Raw genomic sequence first — 15408 nt, forward strand, 5'->3', positions numbered from 1 at the left:
CCTTTACATACAATTACATCTTACTTCTGTTACAGCACTTGTTTTTTTCTTTGAAATCACTTCTTCCAAGCTTTCCAAGTCAGCTAGGGTAAAGTCACATTCTTCAATCAAATCAGCAAGTAACTGTTTCATTCTGCGAGAACAAAGCTTGTCTTTGATATCCTGGACAAGTAACTTCCTACTATCTTCCTGCGTCAAAAGAGCTGAATAAATAAAGGACTTGCCCTGTTTTTCTCGAGTCAAACATTCTTTCTCCACCAAACGAGCCAAGAGTGTCTGGATCGTGGATTTGGACCAACTGAACCTTTTCTCTAATACTTTTATGAGATCAGTACTAGTCTGCTCTCCCTGCATCCAGATAATCTTCATGACCTGCCATTCTGCATCCGAAATCTGCATTGTTATCCCTCCTAAATCTACATTTGTCAATTATAAACTAAGTATACTCTCAAAATCTACATTTGTCAATTAAATTTCCTTAAAATTTTAAAATTTCTCTTTCCAATAGATTTTATCTATCATTGTGATAGAAAATACATATTATCCAAAGCAGATTTTTAATGCTACAATGTTTTTATCATTTCTAGATGGGAGGTTCTATTTTTGGATTGGTCCATTGTTGAACAATATCTACCACTATATCAAAAGGCATTCTTTCTAACCTTGCATATTGCAGTTTGGGGAATTCTAGGTTCTTTTTTGGTTGGTCTACTTGTCAGCGTCATCCGGCATTACCGCCTTCCTGTTTTCTCCCAGTTGGCAACAGCCTATATCGAACTTTCACGAAATACACCCCTTTTGATACAACTTTTCTTTCTCTACTTCGGCCTACCTAGAATAGGGATTGTTCTTTCTTCAGAAGTCTGTGCAACAGTCGGGCTCATCTTTTTAGGTGGTTCCTATATGGCAGAATCCTTCCGAAGCGGGCTAGAAGCAGTCAGTCAAACCCAGCATGAAATTGGTTTAGCCATTGGGCTTACTCCATTCCAGGTCTTTCGCTACGTGGTTCTGCCACAAGCGACAGCGGTTGCTCTACCATCCTTTAGCGCCAATGTTATTTTCCTCATCAAGGAAACTTCTGTCTTCTCAGCGGTTGCCCTTGCTGATCTTATGTACGTTGCTAAGGATTTGATAGGACTCTACTATGAAACAGATATCGCACTAGCCATGTTGGTGGTTGCTTACCTTATCATGCTTCTACCTATTTCACTAGTCTTTAGTTGGATAGAAAGGAGGCTCCGTCATGCAGGATTCGGGAATGCAAGTACTCTTTCAGGGAAATAATCTCCTGAGAATCTTACAGGGATTGGGCGTCACGATTGGGATTTCTATCCTGTCTGTCTTCTTATCCATGATTTTCGGAACAGTTATGGGAATTATCATGACTTCTCATTCTAGAGTGATTCGCTTCTTGACACGCTTATATCTAGAATTTATCCGTATCATGCCCCAGCTAGTGCTTCTCTTCATCGTTTACTTTGGTTTGGCTCGAAACTTTAATATCAATATCTCTGGTGAGACTTCTGCCATTATCGTTTTTACCCTCTGGGGAACAGCTGAGATGGGAGACTTGGTCCGTGGAGCAATCACTTCTCTTCCTAAGCATCAGTTTGAGAGCGGACAAGCGCTTGGCTTAACTAAAGTGCAACTCTACTACCATATCATTATCCCTCAAGTTTTGAGAAGGCTTCTACCGCAAGCCATCAACCTTGTCACTCGGATGATTAAAACAACTTCCTTGGTTGTTTTGATTGGGGTTGTTGAGGTTACCAAGGTTGGACAACAAATCATCGATAGCAATCGCTTAACCATCCCAACCGCTTCCTTTTGGATATATGGAACCATCCTAGTCTTGTATTTCGCAGTTTGCTTCCCTATTTCCAAACTATCTACTCATCTAGAAAAACATTGGAGGAACTAAATGTCTGAAACTATTTTAGAAATCAAGGAACTAAAAAAATCCTTCGGAGACAATCCTATCCTCCAAGGACTTTCTCTAGATATCAAAAAGGGTGAAGTTGTCGTCATCCTAGGACCATCTGGTTGTGGGAAAAGTACCCTCCTTCGTTGCCTCAATGGTTTAGAAAGTATTCAAGGAGGAGATATCCTGCTGGATGGCCAGTCCATCGTTGAAAATAAAAAAGATTTTCACCTGGTTCGCCAAAAGATCGGTATGGTCTTTCAAAGTTATGAACTCTTTCCTCACTTGGATGTCCTTCAAAACCTCATCCTAGGCCCTATCAAGGCTCAAGGGAGAGACAAGAAAGAAGTAACGGAAGAAGCTCTGCAACTACTGGAACGTGTCGGACTTCTAGACAAAAAACATAGCTTCGCTCGCCAGTTATCTGGTGGACAAAAGCAACGGGTAGCCATCGTTCGTGCCCTTCTCATGCATCCAGAAATTATCCTCTTTGACGAAGTAACTGCTTCACTGGATCCAGAAATGGTGCGTGAGGTCCTAGAACTTATCAATGACTTGGCACAAGAAGGGCGTACCATGATACTGGTAACCCATGAAATGCAGTTTGCCCAAGCAATTGCGGATCGCATTATCTTTCTAGACCAGGGAAAAATTGCTGAAGAAGGAACTGCTCAAGAATTCTTCACAAATCCACAAACGAAACGAGCACAAGAATTTTTAAATGTCTTTGACTTTAGCCAGTTTGGCTCATATCTATAATCAATAAAGGAGATTATTATGAAACTACTTAAACCACTTTTAACTGTTTTAGCACTCGCCTTTGCCCTTATCTTTATCACAGCTTGTAGCTCAGGTGGAAACGCTGGTTCATCGTCTGGTAAAACCACTGCCAAGGCTCGCACAATCGATGAAATCAAAAAAAGCGGTGAACTGCGAATCGCCGTATTTGGAGACAAGAAACCATTTGGTTACGTTGACAATGATGGTTCTTACCAAGGTTATGATATCGAACTAGGTAACCAATTAGCACAAGACCTTGGTGTAAAGGTCAAATACGTTTCTGTCGATGCTGCCAACCGTGCTGAATACTTGATTTCAAACAAGGTTGATATCACCCTTGCCAACTTCACAGTTACTGACGAACGTAAGAAACAAGTTGACTTTGCCCTTCCTTACATGAAAGTTTCTCTCGGTGTTGTGTCACCTAAGACTGGTCTCATTACAGATGTTAAGCAACTTGAAGGCAAAACCTTGATCGTTACAAAAGGAACTACTGCTGAAACTTACTTTGAGAAAAATCACCCAGAAGTAAAACTACAAAAATACGATCAATATAGCGATGCCTACCAAGCCCTTCTTGACGGACGTGGAGATGCCTTTTCTACTGACAATACTGAAGTCCTAGCTTGGGCGCTTGAAAACAAAGGATTTGAAGTAGGAATTACCTCTCTAGGTAACCCAGATACCATCGCACCAGCAGTTCAAAAAGGTAAGCAAGAATTACTTGACTACATCAACCAAGAAATCGAAAAATTAGGTAAGGAAAACTTCTTCCACAAAGCCTATGAAAAAACACTCCACCCAACTTACGGTGACGCTGCTAAAGCAGATGACCTTGTTGTTGAAGGCGGAAAAGTTGACTAATACTTTCCGAGAATAAAAAGAAATCAGGTAATCCTAGTGACTACCTGATTTTTCTATGTTCTAAACATTTTGCCAATTTTCCTGGTCTTCTTTAAATCGTTTTAAAAGGTCAAGTCCTTCTGGTGTGATATAACCTTCTTCTTGGGCTAGGTGGATGAGTTCGCTATAGTTTGAAAGTGTCACCAGTTTGACACCAGCATTCGCAAAGTTCTTATCTGCTTTTGCTAGTTGATAGCTGAAAATAGCTACAACACCCAGAACATCTGCTCCTTCACGCTTGGCAGCAGCCACGGCCTCAAGAACTGAGCCACCAGTTGAAATCAAATCTTCAACAACGACCATTTTTTGCCCTTGGGCTACACGGCCTTCGATTTGGTTGCCTGCTCCGTGGTCTTTTGGTTTGCTACGGATATAGGCAAATGGCAGATTCATCTTATCAGCGATGATGGCTCCGTGTGGAATCCCTGCTGTCGCAGTTCCTGCAATCACTTCTACTTCAGGAAAGGCTTCTTTGATAGCTTCTACAAATCCATTCTCAATCAAGGTACGTGTCTCTGGGTAGGCAAGTGTTACACGGTTGTCTGTGTAAATCGGTGACTTAATGCCTGATGCCCATGTAAAGGGCTCTTCTGGTTTGAGGTAAACGGCTTGAATTTTCAATAGATGGCTAGCAATATCTTTAGCAAGTGTCATGATGTGCTCCTTTTTATAGCGTTAAATGAATCTTCTTTTTAAATCCAATCTTGTGTCCATTCTTCTTTGATGGCATGATAGGCTGCGACTGGATCAGCTGCTTGCGTAATCGGACGACCAACTACGATGTAGTCACTGCCAATCTGGTATGCTTCTCCTGGGGTTACTACCCGTTTCTGATCTCCTGCTTCTGTCCCTCTTGGGCGAATCCCTGGTGTCAGACAGATAAAGTCTTCATGAGTTGCTTGTTTGATGAGCTTGGCTTCTTGAGCCGAGCAAACGACTCCATCTAGACCAGCTTCAGCTGTTTTCTGGGCATAGTGGATAACCGACTCTTGGAGGCTGGTTTGGATATTTTGACACTCCTGCATTTGTTCTTCCGAGGTTGAGGTTAATTGGGTCACCGCTATGAGAATCCCCTTGTCTCCCAATCCTTCACGCGCTGCTTGCATCATTTCAACCCCACCTGCTGCCTGCACATTGGTCATGTCAACTCCCAGGTTCGATAAAATTTTCATGGTTGATTTGACTGTATTGGGAATATCATGCAGTTTGAGATCCAAAAAGACACTATGTCCTAATGACTTCAAATAACGGACAACTTCAGGCCCTACAGCATAGTAGATTTCCATTCCTACTTTGACATAGAGCTTTTCCTCTGCTGGAAATAGGGCTAAGAACTTCTTGGCTTCTTCAAAACTTGGAAAATCCAGAGCTATGACTGGGCGACTTTCACGCATGCGTTTCTCCTCTTATCTTTCTTATCAGCCCAGCTTCCGTCAAAGAGACTACAAAAAAGGAACCTGCCAACAGCAAGGTTCCACGAAAAATGGGTAGAATCCACCCTTTCACCGTCTAACCTTAGCTGCCTCTCTGGACTGCTTTAAAGGTTTTTTACTATTCTATTATTTAAAGCGAGACTTGTCAAGTAAAAACTAGTATCCGAAGGACTTTAAAGCCAAGACTCACAATCAAGCCGATAGAACACTCTCAAGCTTAGCGACTCTGTGATTGTTGAGTTGTTTGGTTTTGATTACCCTGTTCCTCTTGTTTTTTCTTCTCTTCTTCCAGCTTTTTCTTTTCCTCTTCTTTTGCCTTGATTCTCTCCTCCTCAAGTGCCTTATCCGTCAAGCTATAACTATAGATCCCAACTTCCATATCAATACCACTTGGTACTGTTAATTGTGGTTTTATCTTACTATAATAAGGCAATTTTTTACCTAGTTCTGATAGAGGAACTAAAACTTCATCCGTATCATACATGGTAATCTTGAGCAGATCACTGGTTACACTAGTTGGAGCCAATTCAATCGTTTTGATAGCCTGCTTAATCTCTGGGCTAACATCAGCCAGTTGAGCAATCAAGGTCTTGACTTGCTGCTCATCGTTAAAGAGTACAGATAGATAGGTTTCTGGTAAACTAAGGAGACTGACTGGACTAGTTTCCACCGTCCCACTAGAAAGAATCGGATAATGATCCTCTCCAGAAACATAATAGGCTACAATCCCGTATTCCTTGACCTGGATGGTGAAATTGGTCGGGAATTGATAGTGAATGCTAGCAGATTCAATCCAGTGATTGGACTTAATCATCTCAGCATGTTTGTCTTTATTGAGAAGTAGACTAAAGGTATAGTCACTATCACGAATCCCTGAAGCCTCTTTGATTTGATCTGCATTGGTCTCTACTGTCCCAGTGACTTCTATGTTTTTCAGAGTTGAGAAGGGCGTCAAGAGATAGATCGAAAAGACCAAGAAAAGCAAACTCGGGATTAGAATCGTAACAGCACGCCATATATGAACTCTAGGAATAGAAGGCTTGGTAGGCTTTTTCTTGGTTTTAACCTTCTTTTCTTCTACCTTTTCTACTTTTGCTGCTTCTGATTCTTCGGTCTGGTCTTCCACTTGTTCTGCTTCAGCTGCTTCCTCTTCAAGTTCAGACGAGGACTCATCTGCTATAAGCTCCTTCTGCTCTTCGATATTAGGATCTACTTCCGTTGCTTCCTCTGTATTTTCGGATATATCTGACTTTTGCTCTTCTTTGGTTTCTTCAGCCTTTTTACGCAGATACTCTCGGTTTTTCTTCTGCCACTCTGATAAGCTAGTTTCTGCATCAGAAGTTATTGAAACTTCCTTTTTGCCTGAATCTCCCTTGGCTTCTTCTTTAGCTAAGTTGGCCTCTTCTTCAGCCTTTTTTCGAAGATATTCTTGATTTCGTTTTTGCCACTCTGACAATTCCTTGCCTTGCGTTAGCTCTTGTTTCTTATCCTTTGACATCGATTTTCCTTATGATAGATCTTTTTTTAGTAGCGCATAAAAATCCGCCACAGATTTTAGTTCATGAGAATTCTTCATCGTGTTCTGGTAGTCTTCTTTGTGGGTCAAAAGCTTACTTACTTTTTCTTCTAAAGTAGACAAGGTCAAATCGCCCTCTTGCAACTCCTCAGCATAGCCTTTTTTCACAAAGTAAGCCGCATTTTCAATCTGATCTCCACGGCTAGCTTCACGCCCAAGAGGGACAATGACATGCAATTTAGCCATGGCAAGAAGTTCAAAAATCGTATTGGCACCACCACGAGTGATGACCACATCAGCCATATTCATGAGTGGTTGATAGAGTTCCGTCGCATAGTCAACACGGTAGATGTTTGAACTTAGTTCATTTAAACTAGCATCACCTGTCAGGTTAATGATATTATAGCGACTAGTCAGCTCTTCCTTGTGGTCTATTACTAGTTGGTTAAAGACACGCGCCCCAGCAGAACCTCCGACGAAAAGAAGAGTTGGTAACTTGTCGTTGAAAGAAGTTCGGATATCCACCATTTCTTCAGGTTCTTCCATAACTGGACCAGAAACCTTGGTCACAGCTCCTACATGTTCTACCTTAGTGAGACTAGACGCTTGCTCGAAAGTAGAGTACATCTTAGTCGCAAACTTATAGGCAATCTTATTAGCCAAACCCATAGAGAGGTCAGACTCGTGGATAAAGACTGGTACTCTGCATACTCGCGCTGCAATAACAGGCGGAACAGATACAAATCCACCCTTAGAAAAGAGGGCTTGTGGACGAACTCGAAGCATGATAAAGAGCGATTGAAGAATTCCAAAAGCAACCTTAAAGACGTCAACCATGTTTTGCCATGAGAAATAACGACGCAATTTCCCTGTTGCAATCGAATGGAAGGTAACATCTAAACCTGACTTGAGAATTTCATGATGCTCAATCCCATTTTTATCACCAATATAGTGGACTTCCCAGCCATCTTCGATGAACTTAGGCATTAACAAAAGGTTGAGGGTAACGTGTCCAACCGTTCCCCCACCTGTAAATACTATTTTTTTCATATTATCCCTTTAACTCCGCTACAGTGTCGATGAAAAGATCTCCACGTACCTCAAAGTTGGCATACATATCCCAGCTAGCATTAGCAGGACTGAGGAGAACCACATCTCCTTCTTCCGCAATTTCATAAGCCTTACGAGTTGCATCAGCAATATCTGTTGCATCCACATAAGCCACACCAGCCTTGTCCGCTGCACGTTTGACACGCTCTGCAGACTGACCGAGGATGACCATTTTCTTAAGACCAGTGATGTCTGGAACCAACTCATCAAACTCATTTCCACGGTCCAACCCACCCGCAATCAAGACAACCTTGCTATTATCAAATCCTGACAAGGCTTTTTGAGTTGCCAAGATATTAGTTGACTTACTATCGTTGTAGAATTTCACCCCATTGATTTCATCTACGAATTGGAGACGGTGCTTCACACCACCAAAGGCTGACAAGGTTTCCTTGATGATTTCATTGTCCACACCACGAAGTTTAGCTACAGCAATGGTTGCAAGAGCATTTTCCACATTGTGGCTACCAGGAACTCCGATTTCATCAGCTGCCATGACTTTTTCACCACGGAAGTAAAGAAGACCATCTTCAAGATAAGCACCGTCAACCTTTTCAAGGGTTGAGAATGGTACTACAGTCGCGTTTGTCTTTGTAGCAAGCTCTTGAGCTAATTCCTGGTTGAAGTTCAATACTAAGTAATCAGCCACTGTCATATTGCTTTGAATATTCCACTTAGCTTCGACATAGGCTTCAAAAGAACCGTGATAGTCAATATGCGTTGGCATCAGGTTGGTAATAACAGCAATTTCAGGATGAAATTCTTGGATTCCCATTAGTTGGAAAGATGATAGCTCCATGACAAGGGTATCCTTATCTGTTGCTGTCTGAGCTACCTGGCTTGCAGGATAACCGATGTTACCTGATAAGAGTCCATTTTGCCCCGCAGCAGTCAGAACTTCTCCAATCATGGTTGTGGTCGTTGTCTTACCATTTGAACCAGTAATTCCAACAATGGGTGCATCAGAAATCAAGTAGGCCAACTCAACCTCTGTCAAAACTGGAATGCCTTTTTCTAGAGCTTTTTCAATCATAGGATTGCTATAAGGAATTCCTGGATTTTTTACCATGAGGGCAAAATCTTCATCCAATAATTCCAAAGGATGTCCACCAGTGACAACCTTGATGCCCTCTTCCAAAAGACTTTGCGCAGCTGGATTTTCCTCAAAAGGCTTGCCATCATTCACCGTTACGATGGCTCCTAGCTTGTCCAAGAGACGAGCTGCAGATTCACCAGATTTAGCCAAACCTAGGACTAATACTTTCTTATTTTCAAATTGATCAATTCGTTTCATATCTAGAACTCCATTTCTACTCTTACTATTTTACCATTTTTATGAAAATAAAAAAGCCACAAAGGGCTTTCTTATTTGTTTTTATCCTCTACCAATTATTCTACAGACTTGAGGGCTTCTAACATATCCACCTTTCGGAGATAATGATTGACAAAAATTCCTAGGATGGTCAAAATGACACTGACGGCTAGAACTGGGATGAGATAAACTTCCCAGCCGACCTTTGGTTGAAAACGGAAGGTACCGGGTGCGATCATCTGAATGAGAAATTGATGGAGATAAAAGCCTGATACCAATCCTACAATCATTCCAATTAGTGACAATAGGATGGTTTCCCGATAGATGTAAAGGGTCACTTCTTTGTTATGAAAACCAAGAACCTTGATGGTTGAGAGTTCCCGAATCCGTTCAGCAACATTGATATTGGTCAAATTATAGAGAATCACAATAGCTAGTAGCACCGATACCAGCACCAAAATCGCCATGGTATGATTCAGAGAATTAGCAAAACTTTCAAAGAGTTGAATGGTGGAGGCATTTTGAACGAGACCACTGACAGCCGCCTGGTCCATAAATTCTCCTGCGACTCTTTCAGTATTCCCTTCACTTTTATCCTTAAGTTGGACCAGATAGGTGTTCATCTTGGGAGCTTGACCATATATCTCCTCATAGGTCGCCTGATTCATATAAACAAAATGGCCTACGTAGTGTTCGGTAATGGCTCCAACCTTAAAGGTTTTTCCATCTATTGTAAAGTTGTCACCAACGGAAACTCCTGCTAACTGGGCTAATTTTTCAGTCAGAACAAGTCCGTTAGATAAGCTCAGTTTTTCCCCATTTTTTTCTAGAACGACAAAGGGAGCCAGGTCATCTTGATCCGTTACCATGATGGTCACGGTTTGAACACCTGCCTTGCCTGCATACTTTTCCTCAACCTGTTTGGAAGAAATTAAACGATAGTTTTCAACTTCATCACTCTGCAATTTTTCTTCTAGCTTTGCCTTATCAGAATCTGAAGCTCTAGAATTGACAGAGAGAACCATCTGGTATTGTTGCAGATCCTTAAACTGCCTGTCGGCCACGCCAACCACAGAGGATTGAATACCAAGCCCTGCAAAGAGGAGGGCTACTGAACCTGCAACTCCAAAAATGGTCATCAGCATGCGTTGTTTGTAACGGAAAATGTTGCGGGCAGTTACCTTTTGGGTAAAGCTCAAATGAGACCAGATAAAGGTGATCCGCTCCAAGAGAATCTTTGAGCCCTTGACTGGTGGCTTGGGTAGTAATAATTGTGCTGCTTCTTCATGTAACTCTCTGCGAGATACAAGGTAGGCAGGTAGGACACTAGCCACTAAGCTTAGGCCCAGAGCTAAACAACTATAGGTCCAATAGAAATACTGCTGACTCTCACCAACGATCATTCGTTCAGTGATGATATGAGAGATTGTGGGTGCTAAGACATAATGACCAATCAGAATTCCTAGAAGGGTGCCAAGAGTACCAGCAACCAGACCATAAATCACAAACTTAGCAATGATATCCTTGCTATGGTAGCCTAGAGCTTTGAAAATCCCTGCATTGGTCCTTTCCTCGTCTACAAATCGTGTCATGGTGGTAAAGGTAACCATGGCTGCTACGGCATAGAGAACAACTGGGAAGATATTCCCTACGGCACGAATACTCATAGCCGAGTTGCTATACATGAGATAACCTTGGCTAGTAGGAGAACTCTTGCGATTGTAGACATGATAGGTTGGCTCTGTCAGAGCATTGACTTCATCCTGACTGGTCTGCCATTTAGCCTTTTCCTTAGTAAGATCTGTTTCGGCTTGGCTCAGCTTTTCCTGTTCCTGCTTTAGTTGTTCTTTTGCTTCTTCTAACTGACTAGATGCTTGACTTTTTTGTGGTTCTGGTAGTTGGCTCACTTGATTTTCTTGAGCTTGTAGACGCGTTTCGATTTCTTGCAGGCGTTTCTTGCCAGCTGTCAAGTTGGTCTCTGCCTCGTCTAGTTGTTTCTTGCCCTCATCAAGGGACTCTTGGGCATCCTTCTTCATTTTCTCTAGCCGCGCTTGTCCATTATCAGCAACTAGTTCCTTTAAAGTCTCCTCTTCTTCCTCTAGCTTCTTTTCGTAATCACTAGAGAAAGGATTGACATCTGTTAGGCTAGCAAAACGCAAGCGGGCAATCGTGTATACAGAGCTCTTAAAATTTTCTTCAGTTACGACAGCGTAAGCTGCTAGATTTCCATTACCACTGACTGAACTCCCCATATCTGATTTTGAAAAAATATCTGGAGAGTGGACGAAGCCTGTAATGGTATAGCTATCCCGCTTTAATTGAGAATTACTGCCATTCTTTTGACTCAAATGAATGACTTGACCAATCTGATAGCGATCTTTCCAAAAATCCGCCAAGGCTAGTTCATCTTCTTTTTCAGGCAAACGACCTTCCGTTACTTGAAATTTTGAAATCTTATCAGTATTTGAAAAGATTCGTATGGCATCTTCACTATTTGCCAGAGTCAAATCTGTCATATAACCAAACTCGACATCTGCTCCCGTATGGTTTTGCAATTCTTCCTGGTCTGCCTGATCTAGACCATAATCTGCTATGACAGTAATATCAGTCAGATTGGCTTTTTGAATATAATCCCATGCTGTTCGCTCCATATTGGGACTGGCTACTTTGAGACCAACCACGGCTAAAGAACCTAACATCATTAGAGTTAGGATGGATAAAAACCGTCCCTTTGAACCTGTGAAAGACTGGAGCAGGTCTTTCCAATATGTCTTTCTTTTCATCTTAGTACTCCAAATCATCAATATCCTGTGGTTGAGGATTGAGGACAACACTCTTGACACTGGCATCATGCATCTGAATCACCCGATCAGCTATTGGAGCTAGGGAGGCATTATGGGTCACGATGATAACGGTGGCCCCCTTCTTACGTGACATATCTTGAAGAATCTTTAGAACCTGCTTACCCGTCTGGTAATCCAAAGCTCCCGTTGGTTCATCACAAAGGAGAATTTTAGGATTTTTAGCCACGGCTCGAGCAATGGATACCCGTTGTTGCTCACCGCCTGACAGCTGAGCTGGAAAGTTATTGAGACGGTGCCCTAATCCTACATCCTTGAGAACCTGCTCAGGATCCAAGGCATCGGCAACAATTTCTGAAGCTAGCTCAACATTTTCCTTAGCAGTCAAGTTAGAAACCAAGTTGTAAAACTGAAAGACAAAGCCAACGTCATCTCTACGATAGTTAGTTCTCTGATGAGAAGTGAAATTCGAGATATTGGTCCCATCAATCCAGACTTGCCCTTCATCGTTTGTATCCATACCACCAAGAATATTTAAAACTGTTGACTTCCCTGCACCAGATGACCCAAGGATAATGACTAGTTCTCCCTTTTCAATCTCGAAGTTGACATCCCGATTGGCTACAATTTCTGTATCACCAGTATGATACCTCTTATAGCTGTTTTTCATTTCAATATAAGCCATCCTATCTCCTCCTCTTCTCCTATTTTCATCTTTATTATAACTCTTTTGATAGCAAAAAAGCCATCTAATGATGACTTTTTTTTAGCTCATATTTTGAGAGTCTCCTGAGATTCGTTTCCCCTCATTTTTCATAGCTAACAATGATTCGGATGTTCTTTCATATTCTTGATTGCATGAAGTAGTTATCAAGTGGAAATAGGAAAACTAACACCTATTTAACATACTCTTTTTTCGTGAATTTCCCAAACTTTCGATAAATAGAATTCCCACTAACAAAAGGATAATCAGGCAAGGCAGTAAGACCACCCCCATGCCCCAATTTAGATTGACATTATCAATCTGCTTAGGTAATCTTCCAGACAAAATCTCCACTGAACGCAAGTAAGTAAAGGGAATCAGATGTGCAATCCTTTGAAGAGGCTGAATGTTTTGGATACCAAACAATAAGCCAACTATCCCAATTAAGGAAATAAAGAGGACAGGCATTTTTTGCTTGAAATAGTATGCAATCAAGTAGACGACTTCCACAACAACGATAAAAGCTAAGAAAGCTAATAACAAGCCAGGAAATAACACATCTTGTATCTTTCCAATAGTTACCTCTTGATTCACTAAGCTATAAATCGGGTAGGGATAATCTAACTGTCCAAAACCACTTATCAGACTTCCCACTAGAAAAGAAAATCCGCTGATTCCGATAAACAGCACAGTTACATAACCCACTCCAACTCCAAGAGAGGATATTGCAAATGTCACTTTTGAAAAAGGATATAACTGAGCTGTATCCAGATGATTTTGATATCTTTCTGCGAACAGTTGCGTTAGCATAAAAATAATAGCAACCACAAACAAGCTTGGGATGATAAGCTCTAAAATCCAGACAATCTGATCAATCCCGTGGGTCGGATAAACTAAATTGTGGGCTTTTATGTTCAAGGGATATAGGGCTTGGTAAGTCTTTCGTTCGCGGTCAACCGCCATTTTAAAGTCAGAGCTAGCAGTCGGTTGCTTCGATACAATTTCATAACTCTTTTCCTCAGCTTGCCACTGCAAATAGTAGGCTTCTTTCCAGCGTCCTTCTTTTAACAAAGCCAGAATTTCTTTCTTTTGAGTCAAAAGATTTTTTTGCGATTCTAAATTAATTTTAGCACTCTGGTATTCCTCCGAGTTGGTATCAGATATTTGGGAGAGTTTCTCTTCATATTCATTGATGACTCTCTCATTTTTTACAAGACGGGTTTCCAACTCGTTCTCCAAGCTGACGGAGTTTGCAGTCTGACTATTAAAATAAAAGGTAACACCGAGTCCAGATACAAATAAAGCTAAGATAATCCAGTTTAAGCGACTTTTGAAAACTTTTTTTAATAAAAATAGACTAACATCTTTCATAAACTAAACCTCTTCTATCTGCCCCTGATGAATGGTTACTACTCTATCGCAGACATCAAGCAACTCTTCCTTATAGTGGGAACTTAAAAGAACCAGCTGTTCTTGTCTATCGATTCGTGCCAGCCTATCAAAAAACTTCTGTCGATAATACTCATCTAAGCCATTTGTAATCTCATCCATGAGCCAACATTTCGCTTGACTAAGGAAATACATGGCAATCACCAAGCGTTGCTTCATACCTAAGGAATACTTGCGGATGGGAAGGCTGATATAGTCAGACATTTCCCAGTAATCAATTTCATCCCCCAAGTTCAGCCCTGACTTCCAGATGTTTTTGATAAGACGAAGGTAGTCCATCCCACTTAAGTTTCCATCCAGCCATTCAATACTCTCATAATAAAATAAAGAAGGAGGGGCTGCGATATTTCCACTACTTATAGGAATTAAATTGCTAATGGCACGGAACAGGGTCGTCTTTCCAGAGCCATTGATAGCAAGAACTCCATAAATCCTACCTTTCTCAAAGGTAAAATCTACATCTTGTAAAATGATTTGTCGCGTTTTTAAGGTAACATGAGTAAGCCTTAACATATCAACCCCTCCTTTTTCTCACTCTTTAACGACTAAAAGTCTCGGCTGTAGTAGTTTATAACCTCATAATGATAGAAATTCCAGCCAGAACCAACTTTATACTCAGAATAGCTGTCATAACGAGACCATGACGAGATGTTAAAAGATTAATGGTCGTGATAGTTGGTACTATATTCCCAAACCGTATTCCAATCATACCGATAACTTTTAGTGACTGTCACATCAGATACACTGGACTAAAAAGACCAATTGATAACAAACTAGCTAGTATCACGACTTTGACTGACTTTTCATTGCATTTATATCATTACTATTGAAAACGCTTTTATTATATCATTTTCCCCGTTTTTATACAACAGTTCCCTTTTGTTTTAATAATATATAACACTTAGAAGTTAGCTAATCATACTTTCTAAAAATAAGATTGTTTAACTAGCATCGAGAAAATATGCGATGTGATTTCATTTGATAAAATGGCTTAGGCTAAGACTAGCCTTGGTTTAGCAGACTAAATATCTTCAAGGGAACCTGCTATCAAATGAAAGGTAATTTATGAATAAGAAGCCAGCTCTGTCTTATACTCAATGAAAATCAAAGAGCAAACTAGGAAACTAGCCGCAGGCTGCTCAAAGCACTGCTTTGAGGTTGTAGATAAGACTGATGAAGTCAGTCACATATATAATCCAAGGCGACGTTGACGCGGTTTGAATTTAATTTTCGAAGAGTATTATACTTTCTTGTTGTTCACTACAGTTGACAATGAGCCAAAAAAGCGAACAAGACCAGATTCTATTTATCAGAAAACTAGTTTTGTCCGCTTTTTATTGTCGAGATCTGTTTCTTGCCAATCTCTATGACTTTGATGCTTTTACATCATCCTATTCGTCTTCTTTTTTCTTTCCCATAGCAAACATACCAAGAAGTGCTCCTACAAGACCTACGGCTGCAAGGCCAGCATTTTCTTTAG

14 protein-coding genes are annotated in these 15408 nt (G+C 41.0%); 4 read left to right on the forward strand and 10 right to left on the reverse strand.

From position 1 onward, the window contains the following. Positions 1-3 precede the first annotated feature (3 nt). Positions 4-399 (reverse strand): CopY/TcrY family copper transport repressor, encoded by a 396-nt coding sequence (locus HMPREF2987_RS02890; RefSeq protein ID WP_075229258.1) that lies wholly within the window; start codon positions 397-399, stop codon positions 4-6. Between the two features lie 204 nt (positions 400-603). Between HMPREF2987_RS02890 and HMPREF2987_RS02895 the strand changes: the two genes are divergently transcribed. Genes HMPREF2987_RS02895 through HMPREF2987_RS02910 form a run of 4 tightly spaced genes read left to right on the forward strand, consistent with a single transcriptional unit; the run spans position 604 to position 3565 of the window. Next, positions 604-1284, forward strand: coding sequence for an amino acid ABC transporter permease (locus HMPREF2987_RS02895; protein WP_075229259.1), 681 nt, complete (start codon positions 604-606; stop codon positions 1282-1284). Then, positions 1244-1921, forward strand: a complete 678-nt coding sequence (locus HMPREF2987_RS02900) for an amino acid ABC transporter permease (protein WP_049509559.1) — start codon at positions 1244-1246, stop codon at positions 1919-1921. Before HMPREF2987_RS02895 ends, HMPREF2987_RS02900 begins: the two co-directional genes overlap by 41 nt. Next, positions 1922-2680 carry an amino acid ABC transporter ATP-binding protein gene (locus HMPREF2987_RS02905; RefSeq protein WP_004252334.1) on the forward strand — a complete coding sequence of 253 codons (759 nt, stop codon included), beginning with the start codon at positions 1922-1924 and terminating at the stop codon, positions 2678-2680. An 18-nt stretch (positions 2681-2698) separates the two neighbouring features. Then, positions 2699-3565: a cysteine ABC transporter substrate-binding protein gene (locus HMPREF2987_RS02910; RefSeq protein ID WP_075229260.1), complete on the forward strand. Its 867-nt coding sequence runs from the start codon at positions 2699-2701 to the stop codon at positions 3563-3565. A gap of 60 nt (positions 3566-3625) precedes the next feature. On the opposite strand, the gene pyrE is transcribed toward HMPREF2987_RS02910, so the two are convergent. From pyrE to HMPREF2987_RS02955, 9 genes are all read right to left on the reverse strand, one after another. Then, positions 3626-4258, reverse strand: coding sequence for an orotate phosphoribosyltransferase (pyrE, locus tag HMPREF2987_RS02915; protein WP_075229261.1), 633 nt, complete (start codon positions 4256-4258; stop codon positions 3626-3628). Between the two features lie 38 nt (positions 4259-4296). Then, positions 4297-4998, reverse strand: a complete 702-nt coding sequence (gene pyrF, locus HMPREF2987_RS02920) for an orotidine-5'-phosphate decarboxylase (RefSeq protein WP_075229262.1) — start codon at positions 4996-4998, stop codon at positions 4297-4299. Between the two features lie 256 nt (positions 4999-5254). After that, positions 5255-6535 carry a cell division protein FtsQ/DivIB gene (locus HMPREF2987_RS02925; protein WP_075229263.1) on the reverse strand — a complete coding sequence of 427 codons (1281 nt, stop codon included), beginning with the start codon at positions 6533-6535 and terminating at the stop codon, positions 5255-5257. A 9-nt stretch (positions 6536-6544) separates the two neighbouring features. After that, positions 6545-7603, reverse strand: a complete 1059-nt coding sequence (locus tag HMPREF2987_RS02930; protein WP_075229264.1) for a UDP-N-acetylglucosamine--N-acetylmuramyl-(pentapeptide) pyrophosphoryl-undecaprenol N-acetylglucosamine transferase — start codon at positions 7601-7603, stop codon at positions 6545-6547. Position 7604: 1 nt separating this feature from the next. Further along, complete coding sequence (murD, locus tag HMPREF2987_RS02935) at positions 7605-8957, reverse strand: UDP-N-acetylmuramoyl-L-alanine--D-glutamate ligase (RefSeq protein WP_075229265.1); 1353 nt, start codon at positions 8955-8957, stop codon at positions 7605-7607. Between the two features lie 95 nt (positions 8958-9052). After that, positions 9053-11758 (reverse strand): ABC transporter permease, encoded by a 2706-nt coding sequence (locus tag HMPREF2987_RS02940; RefSeq protein WP_075229266.1) that lies wholly within the window; start codon positions 11756-11758, stop codon positions 9053-9055. 1 nt (position 11759) lies between these two features. After that, on the reverse strand, positions 11760-12461 hold the full coding sequence (locus tag HMPREF2987_RS02945) for an ABC transporter ATP-binding protein (RefSeq protein WP_000323392.1): 702 nt from the start codon (positions 12459-12461) through the stop codon (positions 11760-11762). Positions 12462-12665: 204 nt separating this feature from the next. Beyond that, complete coding sequence (locus HMPREF2987_RS02950; protein WP_075229267.1) at positions 12666-13850, reverse strand: hypothetical protein; 1185 nt, start codon at positions 13848-13850, stop codon at positions 12666-12668. Between the two features lie 3 nt (positions 13851-13853). Then, the gene (locus tag HMPREF2987_RS02955; protein WP_075229268.1) at positions 13854-14441 is read right to left on the reverse strand and encodes an ABC transporter ATP-binding protein; all 588 of its coding nucleotides are present in this window, start codon (positions 14439-14441) and stop codon (positions 13854-13856) included. Between the last annotated feature and the right edge of the window lie 967 nt (positions 14442-15408).

The sequence above is a fragment of the Streptococcus sp. HMSC067H01 genome (assembly GCF_001814775.1).
In the GTDB taxonomy this organism is placed as follows: Bacteria; Bacillota; Bacilli; order Lactobacillales; family Streptococcaceae; genus Streptococcus.

Coding starts and splice junctions, on each gene's coding strand:
- HMPREF2987_RS02910 (WP_075229260.1), top strand. CDS start 2,699: ATGAAACTACTTAAACCACTTTTAACTGTTTTAGCACTCGCCTTTGCC.
- HMPREF2987_RS02930 (WP_075229264.1), bottom strand. CDS start 7,603: ATGAAAAAAATAGTATTTACAGGTGGGGGAACGGTTGGACACGTTACC.
- pyrF (WP_075229262.1), bottom strand. CDS start 4,998: ATGCGTGAAAGTCGCCCAGTCATAGCTCTGGATTTTCCAAGTTTTGAA.
- pyrE (WP_075229261.1), bottom strand. CDS start 4,258: ATGACACTTGCTAAAGATATTGCTAGCCATCTATTGAAAATTCAAGCC.
- HMPREF2987_RS02900 (WP_049509559.1), top strand. CDS start 1,244: ATGCAGGATTCGGGAATGCAAGTACTCTTTCAGGGAAATAATCTCCTG.
- HMPREF2987_RS02890 (WP_075229258.1), bottom strand. CDS start 399: ATGCAGATTTCGGATGCAGAATGGCAGGTCATGAAGATTATCTGGATG.
- murD (WP_075229265.1), bottom strand. CDS start 8,957: ATGAAACGAATTGATCAATTTGAAAATAAGAAAGTATTAGTCCTAGGT.
- HMPREF2987_RS02925 (WP_075229263.1), bottom strand. CDS start 6,535: ATGTCAAAGGATAAGAAACAAGAGCTAACGCAAGGCAAGGAATTGTCA.
- HMPREF2987_RS02955 (WP_075229268.1), bottom strand. CDS start 14,441: ATGTTAAGGCTTACTCATGTTACCTTAAAAACGCGACAAATCATTTTA.
- HMPREF2987_RS02905 (WP_004252334.1), top strand. CDS start 1,922: ATGTCTGAAACTATTTTAGAAATCAAGGAACTAAAAAAATCCTTCGGA.
- HMPREF2987_RS02950 (WP_075229267.1), bottom strand. CDS start 13,850: ATGAAAGATGTTAGTCTATTTTTATTAAAAAAAGTTTTCAAAAGTCGC.
- HMPREF2987_RS02940 (WP_075229266.1), bottom strand. CDS start 11,758: ATGAAAAGAAAGACATATTGGAAAGACCTGCTCCAGTCTTTCACAGGT.
- HMPREF2987_RS02945 (WP_000323392.1), bottom strand. CDS start 12,461: ATGGCTTATATTGAAATGAAAAACAGCTATAAGAGGTATCATACTGGT.